The sequence below is a fragment of the Paenibacillus sp. FSL L8-0641 genome (assembly GCF_038006265.1).
GTDB lineage: Bacteria > Bacillota > Bacilli > Paenibacillales > Paenibacillaceae > Paenibacillus > Paenibacillus polymyxa_D.
The window spans coordinates 2,741,997-2,755,134 of sequence record NZ_JBBOUW010000001.1 but is presented as its reverse complement, the minus strand read 5'-3'; the positions used below and the strand labels follow the sequence as shown (position 1 = coordinate 2,755,134).

General features: G+C 43.3%; 12 protein-coding genes. 4 read left to right on the top strand and 8 right to left on the bottom strand.

From position 1 onward, the window contains the following. Positions 1-99: 99 nt before the first annotated feature. The 5 genes from MKY16_RS12205 to MKY16_RS12185 are packed head-to-tail and all read right to left on the bottom strand — an operon-like array spanning position 100 to position 4,376. Positions 100-1,488, bottom strand: a complete 1,389-nt coding sequence (locus MKY16_RS12205) for a HAMP domain-containing sensor histidine kinase (RefSeq protein WP_340955499.1) — start codon at positions 1,486-1,488, stop codon at positions 100-102. Further along, the gene (locus tag MKY16_RS12200; RefSeq protein ID WP_029515155.1) at positions 1,479-2,138 is read right to left on the bottom strand and encodes a response regulator transcription factor; all 660 of its coding nucleotides are present in this window, start codon (positions 2,136-2,138) and stop codon (positions 1,479-1,481) included. Before MKY16_RS12200 ends, MKY16_RS12205 begins: the two co-directional genes overlap by 10 nt. Before the next feature lie 37 nt (positions 2,139-2,175). Then, positions 2,176-2,934: a lantibiotic immunity ABC transporter MutG family permease subunit gene (locus MKY16_RS12195; RefSeq protein WP_340955497.1), complete on the bottom strand. Its 759-nt coding sequence runs from the start codon at positions 2,932-2,934 to the stop codon at positions 2,176-2,178. Between the two features lies 1 nt (position 2,935). Next, positions 2,936-3,667 carry a lantibiotic immunity ABC transporter MutE/EpiE family permease subunit gene (locus tag MKY16_RS12190; RefSeq protein ID WP_318627335.1) on the bottom strand — a complete coding sequence of 244 codons (732 nt, stop codon included), beginning with the start codon at positions 3,665-3,667 and terminating at the stop codon, positions 2,936-2,938. A 1-nt stretch (position 3,668) separates the two neighbouring features. After that, positions 3,669-4,376 (bottom strand): lantibiotic protection ABC transporter ATP-binding protein, encoded by a 708-nt coding sequence (locus MKY16_RS12185; RefSeq protein ID WP_069011825.1) that lies wholly within the window; start codon positions 4,374-4,376, stop codon positions 3,669-3,671. A 150-nt stretch (positions 4,377-4,526) separates the two neighbouring features. On the opposite strand from MKY16_RS12185, the gene MKY16_RS12180 reads away from it, so the two are divergent. After that, positions 4,527-5,654 (top strand): NAD(P)/FAD-dependent oxidoreductase, encoded by a 1,128-nt coding sequence (locus MKY16_RS12180; protein WP_340932285.1) that lies wholly within the window; start codon positions 4,527-4,529, stop codon positions 5,652-5,654. A gap of 124 nt (positions 5,655-5,778) precedes the next feature. On the opposite strand, the gene MKY16_RS12175 is transcribed toward MKY16_RS12180, so the two are convergent. Continuing rightward, entirely contained in the window at positions 5,779-6,942 is a 1,164-nt protein-coding gene (locus MKY16_RS12175) for an MFS transporter (RefSeq protein WP_340932283.1), read from the bottom strand. Between the two features lie 111 nt (positions 6,943-7,053). Here MKY16_RS12175 and MKY16_RS12170 point away from each other — a divergent pair, with 111 nt between their 5' ends. Continuing rightward, positions 7,054-7,359 carry an ArsR/SmtB family transcription factor gene (locus MKY16_RS12170; RefSeq protein ID WP_014599797.1) on the top strand — a complete coding sequence of 102 codons (306 nt, stop codon included), beginning with the start codon at positions 7,054-7,056 and terminating at the stop codon, positions 7,357-7,359. A gap of 110 nt (positions 7,360-7,469) precedes the next feature. On the opposite strand, the gene MKY16_RS12165 is transcribed toward MKY16_RS12170, so the two are convergent. Continuing rightward, entirely contained in the window at positions 7,470-8,336 is an 867-nt protein-coding gene (locus MKY16_RS12165) for a MurR/RpiR family transcriptional regulator (RefSeq protein ID WP_029515164.1), read from the bottom strand. Between the two features lie 181 nt (positions 8,337-8,517). Here MKY16_RS12165 and MKY16_RS12160 point away from each other — a divergent pair, with 181 nt between their 5' ends. Further along, complete coding sequence (locus tag MKY16_RS12160; protein WP_340955495.1) at positions 8,518-9,537, top strand: Gfo/Idh/MocA family oxidoreductase; 1,020 nt, start codon at positions 8,518-8,520, stop codon at positions 9,535-9,537. A gap of 1 nt (position 9,538) precedes the next feature. Further along, positions 9,539-10,525, top strand: a complete 987-nt coding sequence (locus MKY16_RS12155) for a Gfo/Idh/MocA family protein (RefSeq protein WP_340955493.1) — start codon at positions 9,539-9,541, stop codon at positions 10,523-10,525. A 144-nt stretch (positions 10,526-10,669) separates the two neighbouring features. Here the strand turns inward: MKY16_RS12155 and MKY16_RS12150 are convergent, their stop codons facing one another. After that, the gene (locus tag MKY16_RS12150; protein ID WP_340955491.1) at positions 10,670-12,904 is read right to left on the bottom strand and encodes an alpha-galactosidase; all 2,235 of its coding nucleotides are present in this window, start codon (positions 12,902-12,904) and stop codon (positions 10,670-10,672) included. Between the last annotated feature and the right edge of the window lie 234 nt (positions 12,905-13,138).

Genomic DNA, 13,138 nt, shown 5'->3' with positions numbered 1-13,138 from the left:
TGAATACTCAGCGTTTGAAGATTAGTTTCGATCTGATTAGGCTTGGTCGCACCTGGAATGATTAAGGTATACGATAGGATTGATTCTCGCTTGTATGATTCATGCACTGATTGGTATCTCAATGCTTACCTGTCCGCCGCTTGTCTGGGTGGAGTTGGTGATGATCAGTTGTCCGCCATGTAGGTTGACAATGGATTTTGTTATATACAGGCCCATACCGTAATGTCCACTCAATCTTCTGGATGAATCACCCATATAAAACTGCTCGGCGGCCTGTTTGAGACCTGCTGGAGAGAAGCCCGGGCCTTCGTCTACGATGCTGAACCGAATACAGTTTTCAACAGATTCTACGATCAGCTGGATCTCGCTGTATTCAGGCGCCTGATCTACCGCATTAGAAGCAACATTCATAATGGCACGCTCAAGTAGCACTGGGTCTGCATACAGCGTCTTAGGGAGGTTATATGCAGCGAATGCTACAGATATTTTTTTGACAGCAGCCAAGGCCATTATCTGATCTTTCACTTTCGATAAATAGAAGTCAGCATCCATCGTTTCCGCCCGCAGGGTGACTAGTGTTTCCGCTTTTGAAATGTCAATGAGAGTTTTAATATACTGCTCCATCTGCCTGGTGCTTTCCGCAATATAATCCGTATAGTTCTTTTGCTCTTCGGACTGTTCGGTCTCGGACAGTAGCTCTACGTTTCCACGAACGATAGTGAGTGGTGTTTTGACATCGTGTGCTAGAGCGGAAATTTGCTCGCGGCGGGATTTTTCGAGATTCCACTGTTTCTGAAGCGATGCCTTTAAAGTTTCTTTCATTTTATCCATGGAATGCAGCACCTGATCGATCTCCATCACGCCACTGAACTTGATTGAGAAGTCCAAATCCTGCGCTTGAATTTGTTTGGTAGCCTGCTGCAATCCGATCATCTTACGTGCCAGCTTTCGTCCGAAGGAGGAAGCCAGTAAAGCACCTCCCCCCAGGAAGGCGATACAGAACACGGCCAAAAAGGACAATTCTGCGTTCGGCAGATATTGACGCAGGATAGGAAGTTCAAACTGTGCCGAGACAGAATAGCGCATCACAGTAATTTCATCATGATGTGGAACTTTTACATAGTTATAGGGAAATTGATACGCAGTATTGCTCTGCTGCGTAACACTCCAAGCGGCTTGGGCCTGGTTTTCAGAAAGATTTCCTTCAATGAGGCGGCCTTCCGAAGTGAACAACGCGTACTTATACAGTTTTATCTGAGAATTCGGTTGCAGGGTCTTGCCCGCTTCAATGATTGACTTGTCCTCCCGTACCTGCTTCTCCGCATAGTTCGCGGGAAGAATGGCCCCATAAGATATCAGGGCATAGAAGATGAGGACCAGGAACAGAGCGAGCGCAATCGTCCCAATACAAAACATAACTAAATAACCCAGGAAAATGGTTCGTAATTTGGTAGTCTTGCGTGCTTGTTGTACTTTGGTTACTTCCATCGGTAGCCGATCCCCCAAACCGTCTCCACTGGAGAAACCTCTACTTTGCCAAGCTTGGCCCGGATATTTTTGACATGCTCTACAATGGTGGCGGAATCGCTGTCCCCATCCAAGCCGAAGACCGCTTCGTAAATCTGCTCCTTAGAGAATACCTGCCCCCAGTTCAAAGCTAGAAACTTACATATCTCATATTCACTTTTGGTAAACGGGACTACAACATTCTGAACGGTGATTTCCTTGCCAGACAGATTGAAATGAACTTCCCCGATGCAGAATACATTACGCCGTTCACGATTCTCCCGTCTGAGATGGGCGTTGATTCGTGCGCGCAGCTCTCCAGTGCCGAACGGTTTGACAATATAATCGTCGGCTCCATCCCCAAGCCCCAACATCACATCGTTCTCCATGGATTTTGCGGTAAGAAACAGTATCGGACAGTCTACCTTGCTGCGAATTTCCCGGCAGAGTGTGAATCCGTCCATGGTAGGCATCATCACGTCAAGCAGTATAAGATCAAATGCTCCGAGCTGCATGGTGAGAACCTGTGGGGAGGCGGAGACCACCGTGACAACATGGCCATCTTTCTGCAAAATATTTTGAAGGAGTGCCAAAACGGCGGGTTCGTCATCAACGGCCAACAAGTTTGCCATGCTTTATTCACATCCCTTGCTTTCTTTACTCTAATCTTTACTCCAACGAACTTTGTCCTTCCCAACGACAAATCCATAACCCTAATAATACCATGATGACTAAGGTCCCTACTACGCAATATCTGATTCCCAAATCGAGCTGTATAGCTTCAGGGATAGAATCAGCTGAGCTTACGCCGTATTGCACCCAGATCGTGATGAACCGGGCCGCCCAAGCAGAGGGAACGAATATCCAATTATGATCACCCAGCCCTGTAAGAAGCAAAGCGGACAATAGACTCTCCATAATACCCAGGCCGATGGAAGCTCCCTTACCGAACCGCAAACTAATGAAAAAATGCAGAATATAAAGGAACACACTGGACACAAACAGAATGCAGGCAGCCAACACATAAAACTTCAAGCCATACGGGGACTCTTTCATAAGAATTATATAGCCAGCCCCAAAGCCGCCTGAGGCAAGCAGCACACTGCCAAATCCCAAGCACAGGAGTAGGCTAAGCTTGCTCAAAAAAGGTAACAGCTTCACCGACGAGGTCAAGAGGTGTTGGAAATTTCCAGCGACTGACTCCTGCTCAACAGCAATGGAGCATACAATACCAATCATGATAGGAAGAACCACAGCCAGGACCTGCAAATAGCCGTCTATCTTCGAAATCGGTGAATACGGAGTAAAGGAATAGTAGGCTAGAAAAATTGCTATCCCCAAGATCGGCACAAGCAGCTGCACGAGCAATAAGGGCTGCCTTCGAAGTTTAAGCACGTCAGATTTCAGATTGCGGAAGAAAGATATCATCTTACTTAGCCTCCCGTTTACGGAAAGACATGGCCGTCAGCACTGACAGAATCATGAATAGACATACTGTGATCAACAGGCCGGGAACAATTATGCCTCCATCCAAAAGTGGATCTCCTGAAGGAACGGCAAGCCCATTAGGCAGCACTTGGATGACGGCGCACATCAATCGCGCTGGTATAGCATAGGGTACCGCCCACCATACAGAAGACGTAGCGAACAAGACGGTGCAGGCTACGTTGCCCAGCATGTTGATGATTAGGGTGGCAAACATGCCTATTCGATCCATCAGGAACAGGCAAAGTGGAACTTGCCACAAAAAGGTGATGAAGAGGATCAGAGTTGCAGCGACGCTTTCTGCTAGTGTCACGGAAGTTGAGAATACGAATCCGCCAAGAGTTATCCCTATAAATAAAATAATAGAGGAAACCATTAAGAGTCTTACGCAAACCCCGATTTTACCGTACCATACCTGAGCCAAATCTACAGACATGCCAAGGACAGCACGGTATTTCAGCTTCTTGCCATCCTTTTGGATCACTCCTGAGCATATTAAGGTGAGCGCACCTGGCAGCAGCATGAAATACCACCAATTGTAGCTGGCGCTTTGGAGCATATGTCCCCCCATGAGCACGGTACACAGAAGAAGAGTAACGATGGGGGCCAGCCAGACCAGCTTTTTCGTAAAGGTACGCTTTAATTTTAGATGCTCGGCGGCTATATATTGCTGCATCCTACTCATCCCCTTTTCGGTATTCCTGTGCAATCTGCATGAACAACGATTCCAAGTCTTGTCCTGGTGTAACCGCCTCTTGGTAAGCTAATATGCCACCAGCGATAATACCGACATGGTCAACGATTTGTTCGACTTCGGATAAAATATGACTGGAAAGAATTACGGTAATTCCTTGCTTCGGGAAGGAGCGAATCAGCTCGCGTTGCTCCTGAATGCCAATGGGGTCAAGTCCGTTGGTTGGCTCATCTAAAATTAGTAGTTTGGGATGGTTGAGGAGCGCAATAGCAATGCCCAGCCGCTGTTTCATGCCCATCGAGAACTGGCCAGAGCGTTTTTTCCCGGTATGAGTCAAATCAACAATGTTCAGTACTTCATCAATTCGTGAATCAGGTAGTCCGAGCAAGGTTGTACGAACCTTTAAATTCTCTCTAGCAGTCAAATTCTCATAGAGTGGAGGAGATTCGATCAGTGCGCCGATCTGAGCGAGATATTTTCGTGACCAGGGTTTTCCTTGGAATAAAATTTCACCGCCTGTCGGACGTAGCATACCAGTTAACATTTTCAAGGTGGTTGATTTTCCAGCCCCATTTGGGCCAAGTAGCCCATAGACGGAATTCTCCTGAATAGACAGTGTGACGTTGTTCACCGCCTGTTGCCGTCTAAAGGTTTTGCAGAGATTTTTAGTCTGTAAAATAATGTTATCCATATCAGTTCATCCTTTTCATTCGTTCTGACAACTACTTTACAGATCAATTCTAAGAACTTTATAAGGATAGAAATATTAATGTTTCAAACTTTATGCATTCATGCGGTATTCGCTATAATGGATACAGTGATTTAGGAAAGGGATGTATTCATGAAGAGGGTTATCGTAATCGGAGCAGGAATTCTGGGGGCATCGACAGCATACCAGTTAGCAAAATTGGGCGCTGATGTCATTCTTGTAGACCGCAAAGATAAAGGACAGGCGACTGATGCAGCTGCTGGCATTATTTGTCCCTGGTTATCACAGCGACGCAATCAAGCTTGGTACCAGCTCGCCAAAGCGGGCGCACGTTTTTACCCCGGATTGATTGAAGAACTTAAAAGCGAGGGGGAAACAGAAACTGGCTATGCTCAAGTTGGAGCTCTCAGTATTCATAATGATTTGGAGAAAATTAAAAAAATGCAGGAGCGAGCACACTTACGACAAGCGGATGCGCCAGAAATCGGTGAGATTACGCAACTAAATGAAAAGGAAACCCATGAACAATTTCCTTTGTTAGTAGAAGGTTACCATTCTGTTCATATTAGTGGTGCCGCTCGTATAGATGGTCGGGCGCTGCGTGATGCGTTGATCCGATCAGCACAAAGAAATGGGGCAACCCTTATCCATGGGGATGCTGTGCTTCAATACGATTCCGACCATGTAACCGGAGTGGCGGTCGGTGCAAACAGCTTCTCATCTGACGAAGTCATTGTTTGTGCAGGTGCATGGGCCAATCAACTGATGCTGCCTTTGGGCATTCATTTTAAGGTTAGTTATCAAAAAGCACAAATTATGCATTTGCAGGTTTCTAATAGGCAAGACACAGGCACCTGGCCTGTAATCATGCCGCCTTCTGATCAATATCTGCTTGCTTTTGACAAGCAAAAGATCGTAATAGGGGCGACTCACGAAAATGAAATCGAAGGCTACGATACAAGAGTAACAGCAGGTGGAACGCAAGAAATCCTAAATAAAGGTTTAGAATTAGCACCTGATTTAGCAAATAGTACTTTTCAGGAGGTAAGAGTTGGTTTCCGTCCTTTTACACCCGGTTTTCTACCGGTGATCGGAGCTGTTCCTGGCTGGAATGGCCTTATAGCGGCAAATGGGCTTGGAGCATCCGGGTTGACCATGGGTCCCTTTATTGGAAATCAGTTGGCAAAGTTGGTACTTGGAATGGCCTTGGATATCGATATCAATGATTATGATATTCGAAATGCTATTGATGAAGATTGATCCTTGAAGCTAGACAACAGTAGATATGCATAAGAAGCCGCCATACTGGTGGCTTTTCTAATAATATAAGTTCTTTTCCTGGCCCAAAGATAGAGCTTATGTCGATTTTTAAGGTTACTCGTTTCTATTTTAGTCTTAGACCTAGTAAAACCCCGCTACGTAGGAACAAGATTAGTGACACACCGAAACAAATCACAGAAAACAGGCTAACGGAAATAAAACCACCGCTGTGAGTGTATAGCATTCCTGCTGTGAAAGAGCCAACCATTGTTCCAAAATACATAGAAGAATTGGCAAGTGATGAAACTGTTCCGCGTGCTGTGGCAGATATGGTTTGAAGCATACTCATCATAAGCGGAAAAATCATTCCAAGGATAAGGAAGATCAGAAAATATGTAATTTCGACATAGGTCACACTAGGTAAATAGGGCAGAAGCAAATAAAGCAGACCGATGAAAATTACGCCATAGATCAAAGAGTGCTTAGGCCCCACTTTGTTAACTAAGCTGCTCCCGAATAAGCTACTAATCGTATTTCCTAAACCAAGGAATAATATCACCGTACCAATATTTGCAACATTGAGGCTGAATTTGTCGGACAGCCATGTGCCAATAAAAGAGAAGGCAGCAAAATTTCCGAGTTGGAACAGGAAGTAGGCCAGAAAAGCGACCTTAGGTGTTGACCCCTGCAGCAATGAACGGTATCTGTTCCTAATCGAGGGAGCCTTTTGCTTCTGTATAGAAGGAGGCAAGGCGGGCAAGAGAACAGCAGTCCAAATAACGATCAGGAAGGTGCAGCAACCAATCATAATAAAGGGTGTTTGCCACCCGGTGGTAGCGAGATAGCTGCCAATGGGAACGCCTAGCATTTGGGAAAAAGCTAATCCTGCGGTGACAACTCCCATGGCTTTTAACACTTTATGTGGTTGAACTAACTGAGGAATGGCTGCCCAAACTTGAGGTGAGACAAAAGCGGCACTAATGCCAGCCAATAAGCGAAAAGCAAACATGGTCCAAAAATCAACGGCAAAGCCGCAAAGTAGAGTGAAGATACCAAAACCAAGTAAGCCGAACAGTAGTACTTTTTTTCGATTCCATGCATCTGACAACGGTCCTGCAATTAAGGCAAACAGAGCATACCCTAAAGCATAGGCTGAAACAATCCAGCCTGATTGTTCGATAGAAATGCCGAAGCTTTCACGAAGAATAGGTAGAAGAGGCGACACAATGAACGTATCTGTACCAATGAAAAACATGATCAAGAAAAACAAGGTGATAATTTTATTCAAAACGAAACCCTCCATTTGTTCTATAGTTCGAATATTTTCGAATAATAGAAATATAGCATTCCAATATGCTATAATGCAACTACAATTCTTTGTTAGGCAGGTGAACGGATCTTGAGAACGCTGTATCATCCCAACGTAATTGAAATTACTCTACCTACAGTTTTATATGCTCTAAGTGACCCCATTCGGCTTAATATCATCCAGATTTTAGACGAAAAAGGGGAGCAATCCTGCAGCTCGATAGATATTTCAGCTCCAAAGTCAACCTTGTCTCATCATTTTAAGGTTCTTCGGGAATCAGGGGTTATTCATACGAGAATAGAGGGAACCCAACGCTTTATCTCTATCCGTTACGATGATTTGAATGAACGCTTTCCTAGCTTGCTGTCGGCCGTACTGATGGGCTTGAAGCAATAAAAGAAAAAGGTCTAGTTAGCATAAAACTAACTAGACCTTATTTGTCGAAGAACAACCATATATAATTATAAATTGCCGCTTATTTTGCAGTTAGAGAGAAGCTAATCCCTCTACACGTCATTCATCATGTCATTGAGATGCGAATTCTTCAACGATTGTGTTGCGAATTGCATGTTTTTTAAGTAGTCAATTTTATAGATACAGGAGTAGATCACATTTAATACATAGTCAAAGGCAATTTGCGACGAAAATGTACCAATCTTGGCATGTTTTACTTCGTCATTAGGCACCTGAATACAGATATTACTGAGTTTGGCCAATTCATTTTGACTGGTTGCTGTAATTGTGATAAAAGGAATATTTTCATGTGTAAAGTGCTTTGCTGCTTTTAAAAAGATCGGTGATTTTCCGTGGTAAGTTAAAAAAACAGCGCAATCCTGTGGCGTAAGATTAGCCGTATGGTACGCCCACTCAGACAGCTCCGTAGCTATAACCACATACTTGTTAATTTTCACTAATTTATTTTGGAAACTTTTCGCACGGATTTGTGAATCTCCTAACGCATATATAAAGATCCTTTTCGCTTGATCCAGCAATAGGGCTGTTTGCGACAATAAATCATCATCCATGAATGTAAAGTTTTTTTCTATCGTTTCCTTCATTAATTCTGCAATTTCTTTCGCCACTTGAAGTGGGGATTCATCAAAACCAAATGGATAGTTGGGGTCTACATTGGAAATGTTCTGGGTATTCTGCTGAAACTCCCGAGCAAGTTTGATTATGAACTCCTTGAAGCCAGATAGCCCAAGTTTATGTGTTAATCGATTAATCGCGGAATGCGAAGTATATGTTGCCTTTGCAAGCTCCTGAATATTTAAGTGCAGGATACTTTCCTTATGAAGCAAAATATAGGATGCAATGCTTTTTTCATTTGGTGTAAAGTTTTGCATTTCGGATAATTGCATCAGTATTTTCAACAAGTTCAACTCCGGTTCAATTGAAATGACGTTTGATAAAGGATCTAAAATAAACATTTTGTTTGAAAATAAATAAACATTTTTAAAAATATTCGGTTGATTGTACCATTTTAGCGGCAAATCCTTTACGATCAACGTTCTTCTTCTATAATAAATGAAAAAGAGCCTAGGGGGAATTAATATGCTTAACATCGGTTATATTGGGAATGGCAAAAGCACCAATCGGTATCATCTTCCTTTTTCATTGACCAGAGATCATTTGAACGTAAAGACGATCTACGCCCGTAATCCAGATAAAGGGGAGTGGGGGAAAATCCCTGGCGTGCAGTATACTGATAATCTTGAATCTCTAATGAACGATAAGGAAATTCAGTTGATTGTTATCTGTACACCTGTAGAATCCCACTACACTTATGCGAAAATGGCACTCGACCACGGGAAAAATGTACTTGTTGAAAAACCCTTTATGTTAACGAAAGAAGAAGCTGTGTCCATCTTCCAATATGCCAAAGAGAAAAATCTGATTATTCAATGCTATCAAAACAGACGTTACGATTCGGATTTTCTCACTACCAAGAAGGTTATTGAATCAGGGAAACTCGGTGATTTGTTGGAGGTGGAAATGCATTTCGATTATTACCGCCCCGAGACCCCCAACTCCACCTCTCATTTTTCCAGATATAACAGCTACCTCTATGGACATGGCGCTCATACCATTGACCAGGTTCTTTCCTATTTTGGGAAGCCTGACACGATCCATTACGACGTGCGCCAATTGCTCGGTTCTGGAAGAATGAATGATTATTTTGATCTAGATTTTTATTATCCCTCACTCAAGGTATCCATTAAATCCAGCTTTTTTCGTTTAAAAGAGCGGCCGAGTTTTGTTGTATACGGCAAAAAAGGCGTTTTTATAAAGCAGACAAAGGATCGTCAGGAGGAGCATCTGAAATTATACTATCTGCCTAAGGGACACTCCGATTTCGGCATCGACCTGCCCGAGCATTACGGCATCTTAACATACCTTGATGATAAGGGCGAGTATCATGAAGATAAAATCGTTTCTGAAAAGGGAGACTATGCCCGAGTGTATGACGATATTTATCAGTCGATCGTAATTGGTAAACAAAAAGTGATTAAAGACGAAGAAACGATAATGTGTATGGAAATACTTGAAAAAGGTATAGAGGAGTGCAGCTAAAATGAAGTTAGGAATTGTCGGAGCAGGGATGATCGTAGGGGATCTATTAAGCTTTATTCAGGAAATCCCGACCATTTTACTAAAGGGAATTTGTTCTAGACCTAGCCACAAGGAGAAATTACTGGATTTACAAAGTAAATATGGAATATCTCAGATTTATTCGGATTACAGCGAGATGCTGATGAGTCGTGATGTGGATACAGTTTATATCGGGTTGCCTAATCATCTTCATTATTCATATGCGAAAGAGGCATTATTGAGTGGTAAACATGTCATCTGTGAGAAGCCGTTTACTTCCAATTTGCAAGAATTTCTAGAGCTAAAAGAAATTGCTCAGCAAAGAAAACTGGTATTGGTGGAAGCCATAACGAATCAATATTTGAAAAATTATTTGTCAATGAAGGAGTATCTACCTAAGCTTGGTGAGATCAAAATAGTGGAATGCAACTATTCTCAATACTCATCTCGGTATGAAGCTTTCAAAGCGGGAATAATCCAGCCTGCGTTTAATCCGGAAATGTCTGGTGGAGCCTTGATGGATATTAATTTATATAATATTCATTTGGTTGTTGGATTCTTCGGGAGCCCGAAGAAAGTGCAGTATTGGGCGAACATGGAGCGTGGAATTGATACTTCAGGTATGCTGCTGCTTGATTACGGTGACTTCAAGTGTGTCTGCATAGGTTCAAAAGACAGTACGGCTCCCAATGCAGTGAACGTTCAAGGCAATAAGGGCTATATACACATGGCAAGTTCAGCAAATATATGCGACTGCTTTGATTACACTGCGAATAAGGAAACGCCAATCCGGGTAGATCAGAAAGATCATCCCCATCGAATGTATGATGAATTCGTTGAGTTTGACCGTATCATCGAGGAAAAAGATTTGGAAAAAGTCTCAGAAATGCTTGAACACAGCGAGAGGGTCATGAATGTCATTGAGAAAGCCAAGCAATCCGCCAATCTTGTATTTGGTCCTGATAAATAAAGAAGCAGCTCAATTACTGAGTTGCTTCTGATCCGTAATTCCCACACAGCGGACACTGCATAACGGATAACCACTTCTTCGTTTAATCCTTGATTTCTCTCTTCAGTCATGTCTTTGATATCATTACTTCAAGTCATAATCCAATCACGAGGAAGTCTCTTTAGTTAGAGTGAATAATTCAGATGAAAAATCATATTTCTCCGCAATATTAAAATCCTGGTCATCCTTATAAGGCGGGGTGAGTATAAGTCCGATGTTCATTAACTCGCTGCCTGTAAAACGTCGGTCCAATTCTTTCACGAAATATACTGCCATTTCGTCCAGTCCGATGAGCTTTAGCCGTGAATAAGCTGCATTGGGGCGTGAGAGAGCCTGGTACCAGCCGACGAGAGCATGCTCACGTTCTGCATCAATGGTCATCCATGCTGTTTCATTTTTTTCAAAGGGACTTAGCAGACGGTAAAAGGTTCCCTGTGTAATTAATCGTCGGTGACGTTTATACACTTGTATTTGTTCTTTGATTACATTGCACTCTTCTTCGGACAAAGCCAATGGATCCAGTTCATAACCAAATACACCAAAGTAGGCGACATTGGATCTGGTTTGCAGCGGTGCCGTTCTGCCTACCTGGTGGTTCGGGATGCTTGACACATGAGCACCCATACTGCTAAGCGGATAGGCCATGGAAGTGCCATACTGAATCTTCAGACGTTCTATAGCCTCGCTATCGTCGCTTGTCCATGCTTGCGGAGCGTAATAAAGCATCCCTGGATCAAACCGTCCCCCACCGGAAGCACAGGACTCAAACAAAATCTCAGGGTGTTCGGTAATCAGCTTCTCATATAAAGCATATACACCCAGGACATAGCGGTGAAAAAATTCGCCCTGCCTTTCCTTGCCCAGAGATAACGAATAGGCTTCTGAAATACAGCGATTCATATCCCATTTTACGTATTCGATCCGAGCAGAAGAGAGCACGTCATCCATTAACTTAAACAGGTAATCCACGACAGGCGGTTGGGAATAATCAAGAACATATTGATGACGTCCATGCTTGCGTTGACGGCCGGGTGTTCCCACAACCCAGTCTGGATGCTCCCTCATAATATGAGAGTCGGAGTTAACCATTTCCGGCTCGAACCAAAGACCGAATTTCATCCCGAGCTGATTGATCTTCTTTGCCAAATTCGAGATCCCGTTCGGTAGCTTTTCAGGATTTTCAAACCAGTCACCGAGGGAAGAGGTATCATTGTTTCTTCGACCGAACCATCCGTCATCCAAGACAAAGAGTTCAATCCCCAGTTCACCTGCTTTTTTTGCCATATCAACTATTTTCTGCTCAGTAAAATCAAAATAGGTCCCCTCCCAGTTATTGATCAATACAGGTCGTTCCCGCTCGGTCCAACTGCTGCGAATTAAGTGTTTATTGTACAGGCTATGGTATGCTTGGCTCATGCCATTTAAACCGCTCTCAGAATAGACCAGAACTGCTTCAGGCGAATAAAAACATTCTCCTGGCTTCAGGGTCCAGCAGAATTTGTCAGGATGAATGCCGATCATCAATCGGGTAGTTGAATAGCTGTCCACTTCCGCCTGGGCAAGAAAGTTCCCGCTGTAAACGAGATTAACCGCATATACTTCTCCTTGGTGTTCCTGTGATCCGGGTTTGGCAAGCGCCAGAAATGGATTGTGAACATGACTACTAATTCCTCGAGTGCTCCCAATCGACTGTAGCCCAGGTCTCAATGGTGTACGCTCCACATGACGTTCCCTGCCCCAAGCCCCTGATAAATGAATAATTTCATATTCGGCTTCAGGAAGATCAAGACTCAGGCTCATTAGACGGTTGACTCTCAGGGGATTATTCCCGGAATTCGTTATGGATACGGATCTCGTGATCACGGGCAGTTCGCTGAAAATGGTGTAAGCAAGTACGGCCACCGTTCCTGTAAGAGAATCGGTCAGCGTGATGAGGAGTGTCTCTGCTTCATGTGCTTCCTTACAAAACGTAGCTGGAAGATGAGGAATTTTAGGTTTTCCAGTGATTACCTCGTAATGGTCATAAGTGAACTCCATTATATGAGATCCGTCCTCCTGTATGATCTCAATTGCTGGCTCTCGAAAGTCTCCACTTCCCGCAGAAGGAAATTCCTGCTTAATACTTTCCAACGATGTCACCAAGTCACTATCAAACTCACCGACAGACACGGGACGATAGCTTCGCTCGATAAAGCGGTCATATTGACCAAGGTACTCTATTTTTTTGCCGTAATATAAATGCTCCAATTGCCCGTTCTCCATGACACGGAAAAGATAACTACAGTATTTGTTCGTTAAGTGAAATGTCCGTTCCTTTTGGTTAACTTGTAGACTAGCCATGTACATAGCCCCTTTCAAAATATGTCGAACCACTTGAAAGCGTTATTATTGAATCAGCATAACAAAGATAGTGATAGTAAATACATGACTTTTTTTAAGTTGGATATGGGAAAAACAAAGAACCTTACAAAAAAATATAGTTTAGAGCCAAATTTTTTCTGGACATTTGTCATCCTTAACTTATGCTATACTGTTAAATTAACAAGCATAGGTTCTTTATTTGGAAAAGTGAGG